Origin of the sequence: Methylacidiphilum caldifontis, assembly GCF_017310505.1 — a bacterium.
GTDB classification, from domain to species: Bacteria; Verrucomicrobiota; Verrucomicrobiia; order Methylacidiphilales; family Methylacidiphilaceae; genus Methylacidiphilum; species Methylacidiphilum caldifontis.
The window spans coordinates 252,182-272,446 of record NZ_CP065957.1 but is presented as its reverse complement, the minus strand read 5'-3'; the positions used below and the strand labels follow the sequence as shown (position 1 = coordinate 272,446).

Below are 20,265 nucleotides of genomic sequence, written 5' to 3'. Positions count from 1 at the left end.
GGTTGTTAAAAAAAGGATAACCCAATAGATATAAGAAGAATGAATTGGCGCATAGATATCCAGAAAACGGGGGTTTTACTCATTGATCTCCAAGAAAAGCTCCTGTCTGTTATTGAAGATCGAGATAGAGTAGTACATAAAGCGGTCCAACTGGTGAAACTGGCTAAGCTTTTTTCTTTACCTGTGTATATTACGGAGCAGCTACCCGAGAAACTGGGCTTGACTTGTAAAGAAATTCTTGAGTTGGTCGGGGATACACCAAGAATTTGGAAAAATACCTTTTCTGCGGTTCCCTTCCTGCCTCCAGAGTTGCCTAAGGTTATCCTTATTAGTGGAGTAGAAACCCATATTTGTGTTCGACAAACAGTCTATGATTTGAGGGTCAAAGAACGAACTCCTTATGTCCTTGGGGATGCGGTTAGCTCTAGAAATAAACTTGATCACCAGTTGGGTATTGAAGAGATGAGACAGGACAAGGTCTTGATCAGTTCTGTGGAGGCGGTGGGTTGGGAAATGATTGAAAAGGCTGAAGGAGACCTTTTTAAAGAATTTCTTGCTATCTTAAAATAAAAGGAAGAAGTTGATGAGCATATGCTTGCTTTGAGGAATTGAAAAGGCAGTTTCAGAGAGCTCCTGTACAGCAGCGACAGCAAGAATAGATAGCTGACTAGAAGAGTTTTTTTCTGTGCTTATAGAATGACTTAGGGAGAAAAGGACTTTTTTGAGGTTCCTTTTTTTGACGAATATTTCAAGCTTATAATGTGTCTTCAACACAGGAAAATATTCATCTCCCTTGTATTTTTCGATTCTGTTTTCTTCTTCATCCAATCCCTTAACCTTATATATAGACATGGAAAGGATATCCTCAGTACATAAGTTTTTTCTTATTTCCCCAAGTTTAAAGGGCTTGACGATCACTTCAATTTTGTAGAAGGAATCCATAAAAGGGAAAGTTTGAATGGGTTGTAAACAATTAAAAGCAAAAAATATGCCAAAAATAGAATTGAAGAGACTAGGAGAATGAAAGATGATGGAGGCTAAAGAGTCTAAATTTTTTAGTGAGTTTGAAGTCAGAACCCATAAACATTCACAGTTAGTCAGTATAAGTGAACTGATTGAAAAAGAAATCCAAAAAATGGGTTGGACTGATGGTCTATTGCACGTTTTTGTGCCTCATACTACGGCTGCGGTCATTATTCAAGAAGATGCCGATCCGGATGTTCAGAAAGACATCCTTTATGTTTTGGATAAAATGATCCCTTGGGAGGATTCGACTTATCAGCATACCGAAGGTAATACTGCGGCTCATGTAAAATCGGCTCTTTTAGGAAACTCCTTGCATTGTAATGTTATCGGCGCAAGATTAAAGCTTGGTACCTGGCAGGGAGTTTTTCTTTGTGAATTTGATGGACCAAGGATAAGGAAAATCCAGCTCTCTTTTATGCCCATTGGTTAAATTAAAAGGATCATAAATGCTCTGGATTGTAGGAAGCTGCAACATTGATTTGACCGTCAGGGTAGAGAGTTTTCCTAAAGTCGGAGAAACCATCCTAGCTAGGGAGTCTGCAATAGCTGTCGGCGGCAAAGGGGCAAACCAAGCTGTGGCGGCTGCTCTTTGGAACGTAAAACCAAAATTTATAAGTTGTGTGGGTAAAGATGCTTGGGGAAAGACTGTTTGTCAAAAACTTCAGCATTATGGGCTGGATGTTTCCCTTATTGCTGTCTCAGAAAAACATCCTACAGGAATGGCATGGATTGAGATTGATAAAAAGGGAGATAACCGGATCACTGTTGCTCCAGGAGCTAATTTAGATCTTGTAACCGACCAAGTCCTTGGGAATATGGCGGACTTATCTTCGGCTGATTATCTTTTAGCCCAACTCGAGGTACCTCTTCAAGTCGTTGAAGCCGCTTTTGAATATGCCAAGAAGCGGGGAAGCAAAACGATTTTAAATCCTTCACCTTGTTTTGAAGGCCTAAGTAAGGTTTTTTCTTTAACTGATTACTTAGTGCTTAACGAAACTGAGTGTTGTAAGCTTGCAGCGGTCTCTTCTTTGCTGGAAGAAAAGGAAAAAACCAAATCCTTTTTTTTCCAGTGTGGTATTTCAGTGTTGGTTGTCACAGCCGGACCGCAAGGAGCCTTTGTCTTTGAACGGGGAGGACAAAGTAGACATGTTCGACCTCCTCTAGTCCAGGTAGTAGATAGTTCTGGAGCTGGAGATGCTTTTTTAGGAACATTTACGAGTTGGCTTGTGATGGGAAAGACTTTGGTGAAAGCTCTCAAGGCTGCTGTTGTTTCAGGTGCTTTGGCTTGCACGCGCAAGGGAACCATGAGTTCTTTGCCAGACCCCAAAGAAGTGTTGTTGCACCTTTCATAAAATCAGCTATTTTAGCTTTAGATTATTTGAGATTGAGTTATCTAATTGAGATATAATAGAGAAAGGAGGAAGGGAAAAACCGTATGATCACCTATGTCTATGAAACCATTCCTTCTCAAGAGGGAGGAGAAGTAAAGCGTTATGAAATTGAACAGAGCATTCATGACGCCCCACTAACTCATCATCCTCAGACCGGAGAGCCTATACAGAGGGTGATTACAGGGGGTATGGGAATATTCAGCTCGAATAAGGATCAAGGAAAAGCTTCACAACCCAAAGTTTCTTCAAGCTGTGGTTGTGGAGGCGGCTGCGGTTGCTCTCATTGATTAGAAAGAGAAAAATAGTTTTCTAAACAAAGATTTATTACAAATAGAGGGATTAGGTAATCTTGTATGCCTTTATTCTTCAATGATTTCAGTTTCTAAGAGGACTACTCCCTTTAAAGACTGGGTAATTAAGCAGTTTTCTTCGGCTTTGCGTAAGAGCTTTTGGGCTTTTTGTTTATCTGTGCCCTGGGGGACGAAAAGCTTAGCTTTCATGGCAAAATAGACAAAATACCTGACTCCATCTTTTCTGTCTAAAGTACCATCGACTTGGCATTCTATACGGTGCCATTTAAAATGGCTAGCTTCAGCAACAGAGTCAAAAGTAAGGATTAAACAACTCGACAATGCGGCAGGCAGAAGGGTTTCGGGTGACCAGGTATTTTTTGGTCCTCCGTACTGGACCGGAGCGTTGACTTCTATTGGGGGAAGATCTTCTTCAATCCCTTTTACAATAAGATTTCCAAAAGGACCTCCCGAACTCTCCACTTTGTAATGATGGGGAAGGGGATGCATGTCATTACAATATCAAAATCCAAAATTTCATCAACTGTTTTCTTGTGAAGAAGAAGAGGAAAATATTTTTTCTCTTTTCCTTTTTGATCTTCATAAAACGATCTATAGGCCTATCTATCGGCTAAGCATTTTAACATGTCATTGGTAATGAAAAAGATATAGATATTAAACTTTTTTTATTAAAAGAGGGAACGTGCGAAAATTAAAAATTATTGATTTGTCCTATTGATATTAAGTTTATAAATAATATTAATAATCCAGCGATTTTATTTATTTTAAGAAAAAGTATTGACTCTGGCTTCCTTTTATATTAGAAGAGGAAGTTCTATCTCTAATAAAAGGAATAGCCATGTTTTTTTTCTTTTTTCTTTTTACACTTTTTACATCTTCGTTTCTTAAAAAAGCATTTCCTTTTGATGTTTTCGAAACAAGGCAAAGAGGGTTGGCTTCTTGGTATGCCGAAACGGGTCATTTGGGAAAAAAGTATGTGAAAGAACATCGGTTTACGGCTGCACATAGGACCCTTCCTTTTGGAACTTATGTGGAAGTAAAAAATTTGCGAAACCAAAGAAGAGTGCTTGTTTGCGTGGATGATCGAGGACCTTTTGTACGAGGAAGGATTATTGATGTATCAAAACCGGCAGCTGAAAAGCTATATATGATCGATGAGGGAGTTGTTCCCGTAGAGTTAAAAGTCCTGAAATATCCTTCTTATTGAGAAGAAAACTATCCGGTAGATAGCAGTTAGTTTTAAAAGATTCCATAGATCATGAGATGGCGATCAGAAATTTGTTCAACTCTAAATGGGAGTTTTTCAGCAACGATTTCGCGCTTTATTTCTTCAAGAGTAAAGGAAGCCAGAAGAGAGTTATAAAAATCTCTTTTTAAAAGAGGATGGGCTCCTTGGGTGTAGGTTTCCGTAAGAAAGTGAGCTTGTTGTTTTGACTCAGGTCTAACCAGATCAATGATAAGGACACAAGAGCCAAGTTTTGCGTGTTTTCTTAAGGATGTCCATAACTCTTTTGGAGAGGGAAGGTGGTGAAGCAAGCTGTTACTGATAAGGACGTCGAATAAATGGGGATAGGTCCAGTTGGGAAATATTCCTTGTATAAGTTTTATGGAAGAGCAAAGATGGTTCTCGTCTATTCTTTTTTGAGCGACAGAAAGCATGGCTAAAGATCCGTCCACGCCAATTATTTTTGCTTGAGGATATCTCCTGGCAAAGCGAATAGCAATGTCCGCTGTCCCACAACCCATGTCAAGTACAACTCCATCTTTAAAGTGGGGGAAAAGATCTGTGAACCGATCGATTACAGCTTGATGGGGTATGGAAAAGTCGGCTTGGGCATAAGCCATCACTTGAATAGGATCGGCCATGAGCTGTTCTTCAAGAATTCTTTCCATAAGCTTTGGATAATTTAGCGGGAGTTTATTTCTTTTAATCGAAATGTAGAGATGAGTGCCTTGACTTTCTGTGCGGCACTACGGATTAAAAGAGTAATAATTCCTTCTGTAGTTTGAGGGGGATATAAAATACCTATGGCCGCATCCCTATCAACTTGACAAACATAGAGATGCAGTTGATTTCCTGTGATCTTTATCTCTTCAAGGAGACCCACATCGGCTGTTTCACATAGCCGATGGGCATGTCCAAGGGCTGAGCTGACGACTGAACCGATAATGTTAGAATAGAGCTCAGCAGAACATCGGCTTACTGTTGCCCCTTGAGTGGTTGAGATAGCAATCCCTACGAGCTCAGGAAAAGCGTCAACCACTCCGTTGATCACTTCGGAAAGTTCCTGTTCAAGATACCGGGTAAGATATTCGAACGATTGGACTTTTTTGTGTTCCTCGACCATGATTTGGGACAAAGCCTCATATGCGGCGGTCCATAGCTGCTCAAGTTGCCTTGTCCACTCAGAGCCCATCATCTTTCTTAACGTCCATATGAGAGTATGGCCAATCAACGGATAATGCTCGACTTTAACCCCATATTTGACATGTCGACGAGCTAACTCCCTTGCTGCATCTAGGGCGGTATCGACATCTTGAAGATTCAAAACTATCCAATTCAGGACATCCATAAGTTTTCTGCCCTGCTTTTCGATATCTACTTTAAAGAGAGGGCGTACTTTAGGTTCAACATCAAAAAGTCTTCTATAAAAGAGTAGACCCGCTTCATCAGCTTTGTCGATAACGTGCAGCCAACTTTTCTGAATCAACTTGATTTCTTCAGGGGCCATAAAAGGGGGTTTTAGAGTTAAAACAATTATAATTTTTGCAGGTAAAGATATATAAGATTGCTTAATTTTCTGCAAGGATGATCTTAATCTTATCAATTAGATTTTATAACATGCATATGATAATTGGCCATCAACTAAGGGGGAAAAAAGCTTAAAAAAAATAGCTCAAACTGCCTTGGATCCAAAAGGGCATTCCAGGGACGATGTTTGCGTAGTCAAATATTCTTGCTGATTGTATGCCCACACCGAAAGGTAGCCAATACTTTTCGTCTGTAACATTATAAAAATAGAGAGCAAACTGCCAATGAGGAAGATTATAATAGATCCGACTGCGAATTATAAACTCGGCAGGAATAGTAGTTGAATAGTTATAACCAAGAAATTGGGAGCTAAACCAGCTGACTCCAAGAGTAAAGCCAAGACCGGTTGTAGGACTGTAGTTGATAACGCCATCGACAAGCTCTTTGGGCCAACCAATGAAGGGATAGAGACCGGGAGGAAAAACACTATTGTTATCGAGAGCTAAAGAGAAAAGCTGGGCATAATCGGTTGAATATGTTTGAGTTTCTAGGGGACCATGACTGACATCTGTCCAGTTTTCGCTTCCATATTGGTATGCAAAGCCGATCCGAAAGAGCAAGTATTGAAAAGGGGAATAGGAAACATTAAATTCAATTCCATTGACAGTGGTTTTTGTAGGATTAAGACCGATATTGTCTAGCCATAGCCCTTGAGAAAAGATATCGCCGCTCACAAAAAGCTTGTTTTTGATAAGGTTACATTTAATCCCCGCTTCATAAAGAACATCCTGCTGGTGAAAGGATTGGGAATCAAATACAGGGGAATAACCCCCAAGGACCGCTGCATCGGTTGTATATTCCAGGGTATAGCTAAAATATATATTTAACCATTTTAGAGGTTTAAAGCTTGGACCTACTGTAATGAGTGGATCGGATTGTGTGGTTGATAGTTCTTTGAAAAGAATGAATGGTGTTCCCGGCGGAGTGGTCGCTTGGACAAAATAAGTTGTGTCTCTTAGACTTAAAGAAAGGTCAAAATGTGGGTTAAGGGAGATCAGCTGCTGGATAAAAGGGGCGATTGAATAAAAAAAAGAGTCTGTTGAACCTGCCGAGCCGTTTAACGGATTAAAAAAATAACCTTGTGGGGCTCCAGGAATCGGCCATAGACCGCCAAACTTTGCATGGGGATTTTTAATATTTTGACGAAAAAAAGTAGAATTGTTCATGTTTCAGCTTATAGGCTGGCTTAAAACCATATCCCAAGCATTTGAACCAAAAAAAGAACTTGCCACGTAATCTAAGTTTCTCTGAATGTGCCATTCGATTCCACTATCCACGAGGTCATGTAGAGTAAGAGGAAAATTATTCTGGCTAAAATAGAGATCAAGAAGGCATTCTGTACGATGACCAATTTCATAATCACCAGCACTGGAAAGACAATAGTAGACAGGGGGTTGCAAGAGATTTTCTCGGTTGTACCATAACAAGGTGTTATCCAAAAAAGTAAGCTGGTCACTAACTGTGATTTTTTGAACAAATTGAAGCATGCCAAGGACTGCGCGGCCACCGCCTTCAGGGTTTTGTAGAAGGATTCTACGACTTATCGGCTCAAGTTGGCCGGCATAAAGAGAAAAAGGAGGATTGTTTACTGTTCCAATGTTGATCAAAGAAGAAGGCAAAGAACCTGTAGGATAAAGACCAGTTGTGATCAATGCTTCAGTTGGCCTATTCATCCACATGAAAAGGGGGGTATAATCATAGGTTCCAAGATCAGCCATAAAATCAGCACGATAAGTTTCTGAAGGATGAAATCCGAGGCTAAAATAAACATTTTGTTGGTCGTTATGTACATATTGGTAGTAGTTTCCATTCTCAATACCCTGATAACTAAGCCTGTAGGCTAAATTCGGCCGGATCGGGCCTCCTAGATCTACCAACCACAGGTACTTTTCATACATCCCCAAGGTAAATTGGGTTGAAGATCGAAAAGAATCGAAATAGGGCTGCTTGGTCAGGTAGTTTGTAACTCCTGAACTAGTTTGGGTAGCTCCAAAAACAGCTTGAGCTGGGCCTTCTATAAAATCAAAAGAGTCGATCATGTTCCAGTTCATGGGTATCCCCTGGAAAGCCCCGTTTTGGACATTCATTTCAATACCATTTATATAAGGGGTAGAAGGATAGCCTCTTGAAAATGGGGCAATACCTAAGCCGTAGTTGACCGAAGAATAGGCTGAAGGAACTAAAAAAGTCATACTAAGAGGGTCTAAAAAGGGTTGAAGACCCATCCCTGTTGCTTGAATAAGAGACTTATCTATGATGAAGACCGATCTTGGACTGTCTAAGACATCTATTGGTCCAAACTGCTTGACAGGTGAAAGTAAAAAAGAGGATTGTTCATCTTTTTCTATAGGTATTTTTCCTTTGACCTTTAGAGTTGTTTCGGGGAGGCTTTCTTCGGTATTATCTTCAGCTAAAGAAAAAGTTCCAACCCAATATAGGGAAGGTAAAATAAAGAGGATCCAATAATAGAATCTTTTAGTCTTTATCATTTTTCTTTCTTTTCAGTGCCTTCGTCTTGGGAGCTCAACAAAAAGGGAAGTGAGAAAGGAAAATTTTTTGTACTATCCGTAACTTCAATCCTTAAGATTTTCTTTTTTCTTTCCGAAAAAACGAGACAGAGGGTTAGGCATCCTCCAAGAAAAAGTAAAGATGAAAAGAGCCCAAATCCAGTAGCACATGATCCCGAATGTTCCTTGATTTTCCCAAATAAAATGGGCAAAAAGAATCCTCCCATGCCTCCAGCAGCTCCTACAACCCCCGATATTGTGCCAATTTGGTTAGCCAGCTGAGTTCCTACAAGTTGGAAAACCGCTCCATTGGCAAGACCCAGGCAACCCATCAAAAAGAAAAGAAGAGTGATTTCGATTAGGAATGGAAAATAAAAAGAGAGAAGAGAACCGAGCAATGTAGCTAGGGCAAACAGCACAAAAAGCAGTTTTGATCCCCCTACCTTATCGGCCAAAGCACCTCCAAGTGGTCTTAAAAGGCTTCCTGAAGCAATGAGCAGGGTTTGTATCTTTCCCGCATCGACTTTTTCAAGCTTGTATTCATCTACTAAAAAAAATCCTAGGTAGTTAGAAAAACCTACAAAACCTCCAAAGGAAAGGCTGTATAAAAGGGCAAACAACCAGGCTCGCTTTTGTTGAAGGGTCAAGAAAATAGCTTGGATGTTAAATTTTTCTCTATGGTTAGCAGGAGCATCTTCGGCCAGTAAAAAAAAGACAAAAAAGACAATCGCTAAGAGGATAAGAAAAAAACCAAATACAGCATGCCAGCTATAAGCCTGAGCAATGAGCGGACCAAAAAAGGTACAAAGAAGAGTTCCACTGTTTCCACTCCCAGTTAGGCCTAAGACAAGTCCCTGGTTTTTAGGTGGGAACCACCGGCTAGCCATAGGAAGGGCTACGGCAAAACTAGCACCGGCAATACCCAAAAGAAGCCCAATCCCATAAATTTCATTAAGACTGTGAGCAAATAATCCCCCCCAAAATAGGGGAATGGCTGTTAAACTCATAGCGATAAGGGCTGTTTTTTTCCCTCCGAGGGCTGATTCCGCTATGCCAAAAAAAATCCGAAGAAGGCTTCCAGAGAGGATAGGAAGGGCGACCACAAGGCCTTTTTGAACGGGATTAAGCCGAATTTCAGCGGAAATAAAAGTGCCTACAGCTCCCAGGATGACCCAGATAGCAAAGCTGATGTCAAAATAGAGAAAAGAGCAGCAGAGTGTTAAAATAGCCTTGTTATGAAGAAAGATAAGTAGTCTTTTTTTCATGATTGATCATTTGATAAGAAAAGGTTGGGAGAAGTGGATAAGTCCAGATAGATCCAACCGTTAATCACAAAAGTAGGATACGTTTTGAGCTGGTATTTATCCGAAATCGTACAGTTGCCCGTTTCTAGCGAAAAGGAGTAGCCGTGAAGAGGACATATCAGAACCTGTTCATCGCAAAGGGCTTCACTCAGGGGTCCCCCACGATGAGGGCAGAGGGCTTGCACAGCCACTGTTTTGTCTGACCTTGTTTTAAATAGAGAAATTTTTAGTTCCCCTAGCTTAAAAGTTCTACCAACACAGGGAACAAGTTCGTTTAAAGGGCAAAGGGGAAATCCTTTCTTAGGAATCTGTCCATTGGATTTCATTTTTATGACTCCGTTTGGGATTAAGAGAAGTTGTTTGTGCCTTGAGCTAGAGCTTCAAATTGATGTGGAAATTGTTCTTTTTGTGCAGCTTGCCAGGGATCAACATAAGCCTCGACCGTTTTTTCTATTTCCTGCTCTAGTCGAGTCGCTTCTTCAGGTGAAGGAGAAACAACAGCTGATCTTATCTTTTCAATCCCTAGCCGCTCTACAAAGCCATAGCTTCTTTCAGCATATTTTGCATTTTCGCGGTAATATTGAATAAAACGACCAATAAGCTTAAGCACTTCTTGTTGGTCCTTGGCTACCGCTAGAAGATCCCCTGCTCTTACTTTGGAGCCGGCTGCTCCTCCGACATAAATTTCCCATCCTATGCCTATAGCAACCGCACCGATATCTTTAGTTGTGGCTTCTGCACAATTCCTCGAACAGCCACTTACAGCAAGCTTGAGTTTTGCTGGGCATTCAATACCTTGAAACCTCTTCTCAATTGCGATCGCCAGAGTAGTTGAATCGCCTACTCCAAATCGACAAAAATCCGTGCCAACACAGCTTTTACAAGTCCTAAAGGCTTTCGTGTATGCATGGCCACTTCTCATTCCGAGCTCTTTCCATACGGCTGGTAACTGCTCCTTTTTTAGACCCAGAAGATCGATGCGTTGTCCACCTGTTATTTTGATCATGGGTACATGGTACTTTTCGGCTACATCAGCAATTTTTCTTAATTGTTCGACAGTTGTTATTCCCCCATACATGCGGGGAACAACCGAATAGGTCCCATCTTTTTGAATATTGGCATGAACCCGATCGTTGACGAATCGGGAATCGGGCTCTTCTTTATAAGCTTTGCCCCAGACCATCTTAAGAAGACTGGCTAGAGCAGGTTTAGAATGAGCATCTTCTTTGCCTTCCGCAAAGGCATTAAAAACGGCAGAAACACTCTGGAGTTTCCTTTTTTTTATCTCCTCGATCAGTTCTTTTTTGCTTAAAGGAATAGAGCTTACGTAGTAATGAATAGAGGGGTCATCAACAGTTGTGTTCTTCGTTGTTTTTTCAAAAAGTCTTTGAACAAGGGTTTTACAACTCCCGCAACCTGTTCCTGCACGACTCATCGTGATAAGCTCCTTAAGGGATGAGCAGCCCTTTTGAATCAGTTCGATGATTTCTTTTTTAGTCACCCCGTTGCAGTTACATAGCTGGAAGTCATCGGGTCTATTTTCTATTTCTTCATCTTTTCTGCCCGTTGATTCCTCGATAAGGAACTCTTCAGGAGAACAGGGTAGGGGAAGGTTTTTTTCGTAAAAATGAAGGATTTCTAAAGCTCTTTGGGATGATCCAAGAAAAATACCCCCGGTTATTTTTTCCCCTTCGATTAATATTTTCCGATAGAGGGCTTGCTTTGAGTCTGTATAAAGGACCACTTCTTCGTTTTGTTCAGCTTCTATATGACCAAAAGAAAGAAGATCGATACCTGCTACTTTTAAACGAGCCACAGGAACGGTTCCCCGGTAAGGATATGACAAGGAAGAACCCAAAAGGGATTTAGCGGCAATCGTCGCTTGCTGCCATGCCGCGTTAACTAATCCATAGGTTTGTCCTTCAAATTCAATACATTCTCCTGCAGCAAAAATACCTGGATGAGAAACCGATTCCATTTGAGCATTGACGAGTATGCCCTTGTTCACTGCAATGCCCGATTTCTTAGCTAACGAACAGTTGGGAACGATCCCGGTAGCTATGACAACAAGGTCGGCAAGAATCTCTTTGTTATTTTCAAATTCGATTTTAATTTTTTTGCCGATCTTTTTGAGCTGACGCGTTTTTGTTTTGAGCAATACTTGGATACCCAGTTTTTCGAGTTCTTTTTTCAAAAGAGAGCCTGCAAGGCTGTCGAGCTGTTTTTCCATCAAATGATCCATGAGATGAACAAGAGTGGTTTGCAGCCCTTTTTTGCATAGGCCATAGCTAGCTTCTATGCCCAAAAGACCACCTCCAATAACGACCGCTTTTGTTGCCCCGGAAAGATGCTCAAGAATATTCAGGCAATCATCAATAGTCCTAAAAGTAAAAACACCATGAATTCGTTTTCCCGCTTCGTCATAGAGACCGGTTAGAGGGGGAATAAAGGGAATGCTACCTGTAGCTAAGAAAAGTTTATCGTAGGGAATTTTTTCCTTGTCTGTCCATAGCTGCCTTGATCCAGTATCGATAAGTACAGCTTCAGAGCCCGCTTTGACAGTAATCTTTTTTTCTTGAAACCATGCAGGGCTTTTTAGATCCAATCCTTGGAAGTCCACTTCTCCGGCTAAAAGAGAAGAGAGTAAAATGCGGTTATAGCCGATATTTTTCTCCTTGCTGATCAGGGTAATCTCGTATTTTTGAGTCCCTCCAGCTTCGACAAGTTCTTCAAGGAACCTGACGGAGGCCATACCCGCTCCAATCACAAGCAGTTTTTCTTTTTTCATCATTTATCCTTTTTTTGGTTATCAGATTGTTGTTGAGGTTCACCAACGGCTTCGATTCGTGCCGCACAAAGCTTGAAAGAAGGCATGTAAGAAAGGGGGTCAAAGTTGGGCAACGTTAGGCTGTTTGCTTCAGCTTTTTCGTGAGGGTAAAAAGGAACAAAAAGGGTATCTAGACGCTGTTTGCTAGAGAACTTAGCTTTGTAGTAGCCAACTCCTCTTCTTGTTTCGACCTTGACATAGTGTCCTTCTTTAATTCCCAGCTGCCGGCCAACCGAGGCATGCATTTCGACAAACGGGGTTGGTTCTTTTTGGTGGAGTTTTAAAAGTCGTCTTGTTTGAACAGCGGTCTGATAATGGTAAAGGGTTCTGCCGGTTGTTAAAAAAAAGGGATATTGAGAGTCGGGTTCTTCTACAAGGGGCTGCAGTGCAACAGGGTAAAACTGTGCTTTTCGGGTTTCTGTGGGAAAATGTTTGGATAGGAATAGTTCTTTTTGACCTTGGCTAAAAAGAGAGGGACAGGGCCAATAGAGCTCTTCACCTCGGGCAAGCCTTGAATAGGTTATACCATAATAATCTGCTTTTGCTCCCGCTGTAGCCCTACGTATTTCTTCAAATATGCTATAAGGATCGGGTGGAAACCCTTGAGCAAAACCAAGCTTTTCAGCGAGCAGATGGATAATTTCAAGATCAGTCTTAACGTTTGTCGGGGCAGCTAAGATCTTTGGCCTAAGGAGAATGCGACCTTCCAAGTTGGTCACTGTTGCGGTTTCTTCGGCCCAAAGAGCCGAAGGTAAAACCATGTCGGCTACTGCTGCTGTTTCAGAAAGAAATGAATCGCATACGACTAGGAATTCCAATGATGAAAAAAGCGCTTTTAGCCGTGAGTTATGAGCTGAAGAGACCAGAGGATTGGCTCCCATAACGATCATCGCTTTGATTGATCCATTCATTCCGGAGTTTTCGATCACTTCGGTGATAGTTTTTCCTGGAAGAGGAAGGGTCTTGGGATCGATCTGCCAGAGCTTGGCGATAAAATTCCGATCATTGAAATTCCAGTTACTCCGGCAACCGGGAAGTTGGTTGGATTTTAGTCCCATTTCTCTTGCCCCCTGTCCGTTCCCTTGGCCGGTAAGTGTGCCAAATCCACTGTAAGGCTTTCCGACAAGTCCTAGAGCTAGAGAAAGATTTATATATGAAAGAACGTTAGCGACTCCGTGAGACTGTTGTTCGCAACCTCTTCCCGTTAAAATAATGATATTGGAGTGGGATCCCAAAAGTTCAGCAGTTTTCTGAAGCAAGTCTTGAGATATCCCTGTAAGAGCTTCGACTTGGCTGGGCCAGAAAGAATAAAGGCTATCTAAAACTTCTTCAAACCCTGTAGTGTAGCTTCGAATATAAGACCAATCGACTTTATTCTGATGAACAAGTAGCCAGAGCAAGCCGTTAGCGAGGATATGATCACTGCCCGGCTTAATTTTAAGATGGATATCAGCCTGTTGTGCAGTCAGAGTAAACCTGGGATCTATAACAACCCATTTTTTTCCTCTTTTTTTAAATTCTTCGATATGGCTTTTTAGAGGAGGCATCGTTTCTAAGGGGTTGGCTCCCACAACGATGAGTAGATCGGTCTGAGCTATGGATTCGACAGGGAAGGATAGCCCTCGGTCTATCCCCAAAGCCATTTCTAGGGCTTTAGAAGCTGAGGACATGCAATATCTGCCGTTATAGTCGATCAAAGAAGTACCCAGAACAACTCGAGCAAATTTTCCTAAAAGATAGGCTTTTTCATTGGACAAACTGCCACTACCATAAACAAAGATCGAATCGCTTCCCCATTGGGCACGGATTGTAGATAATTTTTTTGCACAGAGATCAATGGCTGTTTCCCAGGAAGAAAACTTAAAACCTTCATTTTTATTGTAGCGAACAAGGGGATTGAGCAAACGGTCAGGATGGTTAATTAATGCGCCTGCATTCCAACCTTTAGCACAGATTTGTCCTTTGTTTGTCGGAAAATATTTAGGTTTAATTTCAAACTCTTTTCCAGTCTGAACAATTTCTATGGCACACTGCAAACCGCAAAAAGGACAGTGAGTATATGCATTATTTGCATATAATATATCTTTTATCATATTTGCATGCATATATTCTTGTTTTATAAAGAAAGCAAAAAAGATACTTAAAGATGATCTTTTAAAAAAATTTATAAAAGATTTTATACATATAATCTATGCATATAATGTATAGATATATATATTAATAGATTTTGAATTTATTGATTGCTTATAGGATTTCTAAAAAGAGTCGCTACGTTCTTGTTGATGGCTTGAACAATATGAACGAGCTTATTCCTAATTTACAAAACCTAGGAAAGCGTCATAAAGAATATGGGGTCGAAAGTTTCCATTATCCCATTGTTAACCCTGCCTTCTTCAGTCCATCCAGCAATATTTGGGTCAAGACTTTAGCGAAGAAGCACGACAAGCTTGGACAAAAATCTAGGGGATAGCTGCCTTAGTAATGACTTCTGATCATAACTAAGAAATGGCATTGCAATCTTTTAAAGCAGAGGGAATGGAACAAAAGACTTTTTCTCCTCTGAACTTAAGAGTTTTAAGGCTTCAAGATAGATAGAGAGTCTAAAAAAGCTAATCCCATTTGTAGATTGTTCGGGAAGAAGCTTGGCTGCCTTCATTTCATTGATTATCCAGTTTTCCTTTTCTTTGGAAGGTTGGTTAGCCTTTTCGGCATTAAAAACATGAAAAGCCCGACCCGGAATAAACGTGTTTTTACCTAATCGAAAAGGGCCCACAAGGCTATGACGAATGATCTCAAGCGGCTGATTGATCCAGTGGCCATAATAGAGCATTTCTAAAAGCTCAGCCCTATGTGCAGGATTATCCGTCCACTGGCAAGCTTCGATTAAACAACTCACAAGCCGCACATGTTCTTCTTTTTTCTTTTCCGTATACTTTTCATTAGCCAACAGGACCTTTTCTGGATGCCCCGAGGCAAGATCAAGGCTAGTTGCCACACAGATTCCGGTTTTTTCGAAAACAGCAACCGAATTCCAGGGCTCGCCTACACAGTAGCCATCAATAAACCCTTGTTTTAAGTGGATAGGCATTTGAGGTGGAGGAAGAGCAACAACACGGACATCCTTTTGTAGATCCAATTTTATTCTTTTAAGCCAGCGTAGAAGAAGAAAGTAGTGGCTTGAAAAAAAAGAAGCAACACCAAAAAGAAGAGGATAATTGCTATTGGCTTTCAAAACATGGGCTATTTCTTCCTGGTTACACCCTTCAACGTCGCTTAGCCTTTTTGAGAGAGTGATCGCATTACCGTTGAGATTTAGGACCATGGCACTTGTACATTTATAGGGAATGGAACGTAAACCGTAGTTAAGAACAAGAGGCAATCCACAAACGGCCTGTGCAAAATCAAGCTCTTCATATACAATCTTATCTCGTATCGTCGCCCATCCTGGTTCAGGACTTAAGCAAACATCAAAACCCCACTTTTTAAACAACCCTCGCTCTAAAGCGACCACAAGCGGCGCACAATCGATTAGAGGAAGATAGCCAATGGTTATTTTTGATCTTGTTCTCAACATTTCCTTCCTTATCGCTTCAGACCAATAAGAGCTTTCTTGATAACAAGCAGCTTTGGTGCCAAAAGATTTTTCAGATTATTATTGCATGATATTTATAATTTGAATAAAACATATAATAAAAATGTATGAATCATCCGTTGGACAGCCGCCTACTCTATATTTTTGTTATTGCTGCTCAATCCGAGAGTTTCTCTAAAGCAGCGAAATCTTTGCATATGAGTCAGCCGGCTATAAGTCGATCGATTCAATCTCTTGAGGAGGAAATAGGTTGCAGGCTTTTTGACAGGGAGGGAAAGAACCCCTCCCTTACGACTATTGGAAGGGAATTCTTAGGCTATGCTCAAGAAATACTGGCGGGAATGGAAAAAGCTAGGATCGACATCGAAAATTTGAAGCGGGAAGGGCCAAAAAAAATTGTCTTTGCTACAAGTTCATTAAGTTGCCAATATTTTGTGCCTCAGCTTTATAGAGAATTTCAGGAAAGTTTTCCCGATTGTCTTTTTGCTATCGAACCAGCTGATTCCCCTCTTGCCTTAGAGCTGGTTGATCAAAAAAAGGTAGACTTTGCGATTACAATCAAACCTCTCTCTTTCCTAGAAAGCCTAGCTATGATTGAACTTTCGATGGATAACCTCCTTTTTTTGGTTAATTCCTTTCATCCCTGGACACGAAAAAAAGAAATTTCTAGAAAAGAGATTGAGCAGGCCCATTACCTTATAAAAACAAAGAATGATACAACTTTCCATATACTTCAAAGGGCTTTTGCTGAGTCATCCCTCTATCCAAAAAGTTTCGTGGAGCTTGCCGAAACCGCAGCGATTAAGGAAATGGTTAAGATGGGTCTAGGCATTGGTGTTCTTCCCAATTGGATTGTTAAGGAAGAACTGAAGAAAGGCAAACTTATCAATCTTCCTTTGATTCCTGAGCCGATAACCCGAAAATGGGTTTTTGCCTATAGGCTAGGCAGAAAACTTAGCCTTTTGGAGAATACTTTTTTGGAGCTCTGTAAGATGATTATTCCAAAGAAAATAAACTAAAGTTCTCTTTTTTTTGGAATGCGCTTTAAAAAAGGAGAAGTTTAATTAAGAAAAACTAAAAAGATAAAGGGGCAATTCATGAATGACGAACAAAAAAATGAACGTGCTTTTGGTTTTATTCCTCTCAATGAAAGAAAACCCAAGCCTAGAAGAGTAGGGATTACCGAAATCCGAGGTCCTTATTATACCCCTTTAGGTATCCATTACTTGGAAGACATTCTTGAAACGGTTGGAAGCTACATCGACATCCTTAAGTTTGCAGGCGGTTCTTTTGCACTCATGCCCAAAAGAGCTCTCAAAGAAATCATTAGCCTTTGCCATACCTATAACGTTTGGGTTTCTACAGGAGGATTCATTGAAAGGGTGCTGACCTATGGTCCAGATATGGTAGACAAATACATTGAAGAATGCAAAAGAGTAGGGTTTGATATCATCGAAGTTTCTGCCGGCTTTATTACGATTCCTTTTGACGATATTTTGCGGCTTGTGGAAAAGGTCCAAAAGGCGGGTTTAAAAGCAAAACCTGAAGTGGGTATCCAATTTGGAGCTGGAGGAGCAACAAAATCCGAAGAGCTAGCTGCTGAAGGCACAAAAAGTCCACAGTGGGCAATAAAACAAGCTAAAAGACTTCTGGAAGCGGGGGCTTATCTCATTATGATTGAATCAGAAGGAATAACCGAAAACGTCAGTCCATGGAGAAGAGAAGTGGTCGCGCAATTTATTGATCAACTAGGGCTAGAAACCCTCATGTTTGAAGCGGCTGATCCGGAAGTCTTTTCCTGGTATGTCAAGGATTATGGCCCAGAGGTTAATCTTTTTGTTGACCATAGCCAGATCGTGCAGTTGGAATGTCTAAGATCTGGGCTTTGGGGAACGAAAAGCACATGGGGTAGAGTGTTGACTTATAAAAAATAGATATTCTAGATGTTTTAAAAGGTTCCTTCTGTTCCTCAAAACATTCTTAAACATGCTCACGCTTGTCTGAGCGCGTCTTTTTTGCCATGGTTTTACTCATGGTAAATCCCTGGATTGCCTTGGCCGTTTCGTTCTCCGGTTAACCGGCATGTTCACAACGCATCGGCGGCGGGTTCTCCGCCGACGCTGCCACGGTGGTGCCATTTGGCGCTCCCGCTTCGCCTCCATCTGCTACGGTAGTCTGGTACCTGGAGTCGTCCGCCCCGGAACAGTACCTTGAGCCGGGTTCCCAATCGGGCGGTGTCCCGCACTTGCGGCAAAACCTCTCGAGCAGAATCTCCTTCAGCCGGGTCCACGGCGTCCACGGAAGAATATCCGGAAGGGATAAACGATAAGGTGGATAAAGCAAGCGACAAAAGAGGAGGAAGGAAAGCCTTGGTTGATCTCTGATGCGCTTTTAAGGTTGCTTTAGCCAGTCGCCCCTAGAAGAGGGATAGCCCCTTCTGAGAGGCTGAAAAGATAAAAGTGGAAGGGAACAGCACGGGTGAGGAAAACAATAGCTCCTTTAGAACCCTTTGGCTTCAACCTCAAGGTGGCCTTAGCCTTAAGGGAATATGAGGAGGTTCGATCGTGACCAGAGTAATTATAAAATTTTTATCTAAAGTTTGGGCAATAGCGGCAACTTTTGCAGGTGTTGTAGCAGAGATAGAGAAAATCTTTGGCGCTTTTTTTATAAGCTGGCTCAGTGATTTTTTGGGACTAACGATCAAAACAAAGGTTTTTGACTGTTGTGAAGCTTTTTTCGATTGGTCTTTGGGAGGAGGTTCAATATCAGCCAAACTCGAGTGAATCGGTGTGGCCTCAATGACTTCAGGAGCGATAATTGCTTTAAAAGAAAGTTCTCCATAAGACCAGAGATTTTCTCGAAGCTCTCCTTGTATGTTTGCTAACTTAGGGACTTCTTCAATAGGAACTAAATGTGAGTTTTCTTTGCTAAAGCCTAATTTTTTATATTCTTTAAGCGTTGTAGAGGCTTCTGAAGCCAGAGAATAACATAGAGTCATAGAAAAGAAGAGTCCCAAGAGAAAAAAAAGACTTTTTTTCATGATTTAGTCCATTGACATCACCGCTGGTGGAGAAACGAGTTCAAGTTCCATCAAGTGATAACCGACATCGGTTTTCATGTTGACAAGAACTTTTGCGGGAGAGGAAGGTGAAATGTAAAGAAGGGATTTTTTTTTAATCGGAGGACAATGGGTGTGGTTAATAAAAATAACATGATCTAGGTGTTGACTGCTAAAAAAAGCGGGAACAGCGATTAGAGGCCAAAATATGATCCCTGCTCCCACCGCCATTCCTGAAGAGCCGACAATCTTTTTTGTCCGATCCCCAGCTATAAGACAGACGATTAGTCCATCTTTAGGACTATCTTGAGCTTCAAATTTCCCGTAGACCCAAAGATTTGAAGGGCAGATCCCTTTTTTTTGAATTGCTTTAGAACGAAGTCTTTGGACCTTCAGAAGCATTCTATCGGGTTCAGTTGATTTTGTAGTTTCTTTTTCAGCCAGAGAACCCATTTTTTCTTTTAAGGGTGCTGCAACAGCCCGCTGGTTTAAGTTAAAAAAGAAAAAACAAGGTAATAAAAGAAAAAAGAGCAGAAGGAAGATAAGCCTTGCTAGCTGTAAGTTTAATAACCAAGACATGTAAATGAATAGGTCAATAATTGAAAAAAGGATGCTGATCAATAAGAAAATAAAGATATAAACTGTAAGAAAAGTAAAAAGAGCTAAAATATTTCTTTATCTAGGAAGATAACTGGCTTGATAATATTTCTCATTAATAGGTGGAGAAGAATTTTCAAGTTCAAAAGTAATAGATTCTATTACAGTTCGGCTTATATGCGAAGGAAATTTCCAATGGGTATCGATCCAATGCTTGGCAGTAATATCAAGCAGGCTATGGCCGGAAGAACGGACAATCCTCGAAGAAACGATCTTCCCTTGGCGAATATCGAGCATGATCACAACTGTCCCTTCCATGTGGTGGAGTCTGGCTTCATAAGGATAGGGGGGAGGAGAAAGAAAGCTTGTCGATAAATTGTATTCTTTATAGTCCTTCCGAGCTAAACAGGGTGTGTTACCTTTAGCTTCGGAATGTATCCCTTGTTTTTTCTGAATAATTTGAGTTTTATTTAGAGTTAGTGGAGCAGTATGATTCTGAGGCATGGAGGGGGAAGGGAGGGAAATCTTTGGCTCTTCATTTTTCAATAAGGGGGAAGTCAAAAAAGGAGATTCTGGAGCACTGACAAGATCAACAAAAGAAGAAGAATCACTTTGAGTAGAATATAGACCTTCTGTTTTTTCCGCTATATCTTTATGAGAAAGAGAGACTAAGGCGATTAACCCATGAACACTGGCAGCAAGAAAAAGACAAATGCCAAAAATAAGCTTGTCTCTAGATAAGGAGCAGGCGATTTGATAAACGATTTTTCCCATCATTATAAATATAAAGCAAAAAGTATGCCATGTTGTAAGTACGAGAATACCAGTAACTTATAAAAC

Annotated in this window: 22 protein-coding genes; 8 read left to right on the top strand and 14 right to left on the bottom strand. The window is 40.9% G+C overall.

The window, feature by feature from the left end; translation table 11 throughout:
• Positions 1–39: 39 nt before the first annotated feature.
• On the top strand, positions 40–570 hold the full coding sequence (locus IT6_RS01330; protein WP_206827057.1) for an isochorismatase family protein: 531 nt from the start codon (positions 40–42) through the stop codon (positions 568–570).
• Here the strand turns inward: IT6_RS01330 and IT6_RS01325 are convergent.
• Positions 562–942, bottom strand: a complete 381-nt coding sequence (locus tag IT6_RS01325) for a P-II family nitrogen regulator (RefSeq protein WP_206827055.1) — start codon at positions 940–942, stop codon at positions 562–564. The genes IT6_RS01330 and IT6_RS01325 overlap by 9 nt on opposite strands.
• Positions 943–1,027: 85 nt before the next feature.
• Between IT6_RS01325 and IT6_RS01320 the strand changes: the two genes are divergently transcribed.
• From IT6_RS01320 to IT6_RS01310, 3 genes are all read left to right on the top strand, one after another.
• Positions 1,028–1,456, top strand: coding sequence for a secondary thiamine-phosphate synthase enzyme YjbQ (locus IT6_RS01320; protein ID WP_242524270.1), 429 nt, complete (start codon positions 1,028–1,030; stop codon positions 1,454–1,456).
• Between the two features lie 16 nt (positions 1,457–1,472).
• Positions 1,473–2,378: a ribokinase gene (locus tag IT6_RS01315; protein WP_206827053.1), complete on the top strand. Its 906-nt coding sequence runs from the start codon at positions 1,473–1,475 to the stop codon at positions 2,376–2,378.
• 83 nt (positions 2,379–2,461) lie between these two features.
• Complete coding sequence (locus tag IT6_RS01310; RefSeq protein ID WP_134439148.1) at positions 2,462–2,704, top strand: zinc ribbon domain-containing protein; 243 nt, start codon at positions 2,462–2,464, stop codon at positions 2,702–2,704.
• A gap of 72 nt (positions 2,705–2,776) precedes the next feature.
• On the opposite strand, the gene IT6_RS01305 is transcribed toward IT6_RS01310, so the two are convergent.
• Positions 2,777–3,217: an OsmC family protein gene (locus IT6_RS01305; RefSeq protein ID WP_134439149.1), complete on the bottom strand. Its 441-nt coding sequence runs from the start codon at positions 3,215–3,217 to the stop codon at positions 2,777–2,779.
• Between the two features lie 349 nt (positions 3,218–3,566).
• Between IT6_RS01305 and IT6_RS01300 the strand changes: the two genes are divergently transcribed.
• Positions 3,567–3,935: a septal ring lytic transglycosylase RlpA family protein gene (locus IT6_RS01300; protein ID WP_134439150.1), complete on the top strand. Its 369-nt coding sequence runs from the start codon at positions 3,567–3,569 to the stop codon at positions 3,933–3,935.
• Positions 3,936–3,967: 32 nt separating this feature from the next.
• Here the strand turns inward: IT6_RS01300 and IT6_RS01295 are convergent, their stop codons facing one another.
• From IT6_RS01295 to IT6_RS01265, 8 genes are all read right to left on the bottom strand, one after another.
• Positions 3,968–4,621 carry a class I SAM-dependent methyltransferase gene (locus IT6_RS01295; RefSeq protein WP_206827051.1) on the bottom strand — a complete coding sequence of 218 codons (654 nt, stop codon included), beginning with the start codon at positions 4,619–4,621 and terminating at the stop codon, positions 3,968–3,970.
• Between the two features lie 14 nt (positions 4,622–4,635).
• Positions 4,636–5,460: a globin domain-containing protein gene (locus tag IT6_RS01290; RefSeq protein WP_206827049.1), complete on the bottom strand. Its 825-nt coding sequence runs from the start codon at positions 5,458–5,460 to the stop codon at positions 4,636–4,638.
• A 151-nt stretch (positions 5,461–5,611) separates the two neighbouring features.
• Positions 5,612–6,706 (bottom strand): TonB-dependent receptor, encoded by a 1,095-nt coding sequence (locus IT6_RS10405; protein WP_242524269.1) that lies wholly within the window; start codon positions 6,704–6,706, stop codon positions 5,612–5,614.
• Between the two features lie 3 nt (positions 6,707–6,709).
• On the bottom strand, positions 6,710–8,029 hold the full coding sequence (locus IT6_RS10400) for a TonB-dependent receptor (RefSeq protein ID WP_242524268.1): 1,320 nt from the start codon (positions 8,027–8,029) through the stop codon (positions 6,710–6,712).
• A complete protein-coding gene (locus IT6_RS01280) occupies positions 8,026–9,312 on the bottom strand; it encodes a nitrate/nitrite transporter (protein ID WP_206827047.1) in 1,287 nt (428 codons plus the stop codon). The genes IT6_RS10400 and IT6_RS01280 overlap by 4 nt, the downstream gene beginning before the upstream one ends.
• Complete coding sequence (locus IT6_RS01275; RefSeq protein WP_206827044.1) at positions 9,309–9,677, bottom strand: Rieske (2Fe-2S) protein; 369 nt, start codon at positions 9,675–9,677, stop codon at positions 9,309–9,311. The genes IT6_RS01280 and IT6_RS01275 overlap by 4 nt, the downstream gene beginning before the upstream one ends.
• A 20-nt stretch (positions 9,678–9,697) precedes the next feature.
• Entirely contained in the window at positions 9,698–12,142 is a 2,445-nt protein-coding gene (nirB, locus tag IT6_RS01270) for a nitrite reductase large subunit NirB (RefSeq protein ID WP_242524267.1), read from the bottom strand.
• Positions 12,139–14,271: a molybdopterin oxidoreductase family protein gene (locus IT6_RS01265; RefSeq protein ID WP_242524266.1), complete on the bottom strand. Its 2,133-nt coding sequence runs from the start codon at positions 14,269–14,271 to the stop codon at positions 12,139–12,141. Before IT6_RS01265 ends, nirB begins: the two co-directional genes overlap by 4 nt.
• A 134-nt stretch (positions 14,272–14,405) precedes the next feature.
• Between IT6_RS01265 and IT6_RS01260 the strand changes: the two genes are divergently transcribed.
• On the top strand, positions 14,406–14,648 hold the full coding sequence (locus IT6_RS01260; protein WP_206827040.1) for a globin family protein: 243 nt from the start codon (positions 14,406–14,408) through the stop codon (positions 14,646–14,648).
• Positions 14,649–14,699: 51 nt separating this feature from the next.
• Here the strand turns inward: IT6_RS01260 and IT6_RS01255 are convergent, their stop codons facing one another.
• On the bottom strand, positions 14,700–15,752 hold the full coding sequence (locus IT6_RS01255; RefSeq protein ID WP_242524265.1) for a CmpA/NrtA family ABC transporter substrate-binding protein: 1,053 nt from the start codon (positions 15,750–15,752) through the stop codon (positions 14,700–14,702).
• Positions 15,753–15,877: 125 nt separating this feature from the next.
• Here IT6_RS01255 and IT6_RS01250 point away from each other — a divergent pair, with 125 nt between their 5' ends.
• Complete coding sequence (locus IT6_RS01250; RefSeq protein WP_206827038.1) at positions 15,878–16,789, top strand: LysR family transcriptional regulator; 912 nt, start codon at positions 15,878–15,880, stop codon at positions 16,787–16,789.
• Positions 16,790–16,867: 78 nt separating this feature from the next.
• On the top strand, positions 16,868–17,704 hold the full coding sequence (locus IT6_RS01245; RefSeq protein ID WP_206827035.1) for a phosphosulfolactate synthase: 837 nt from the start codon (positions 16,868–16,870) through the stop codon (positions 17,702–17,704).
• A gap of 587 nt (positions 17,705–18,291) precedes the next feature.
• On the opposite strand, the gene IT6_RS01240 is transcribed toward IT6_RS01245, so the two are convergent.
• The 3 genes from IT6_RS01240 to IT6_RS01230 all read right to left on the bottom strand — a co-directional run bounded on the left by IT6_RS01240 (position 18,292) and on the right by IT6_RS01230 (position 20,202).
• Entirely contained in the window at positions 18,292–18,810 is a 519-nt protein-coding gene (locus tag IT6_RS01240) for a hypothetical protein (RefSeq protein ID WP_206827033.1), read from the bottom strand.
• Positions 18,811–18,813: 3 nt separating this feature from the next.
• Entirely contained in the window at positions 18,814–19,407 is a 594-nt protein-coding gene (locus IT6_RS01235; RefSeq protein WP_242524264.1) for a hypothetical protein, read from the bottom strand.
• A 96-nt stretch (positions 19,408–19,503) separates the two neighbouring features.
• A complete protein-coding gene (locus IT6_RS01230) occupies positions 19,504–20,202 on the bottom strand; it encodes an energy transducer TonB (RefSeq protein WP_206827031.1) in 699 nt (232 codons plus the stop codon).
• Between the last annotated feature and the right edge of the window lie 63 nt (positions 20,203–20,265).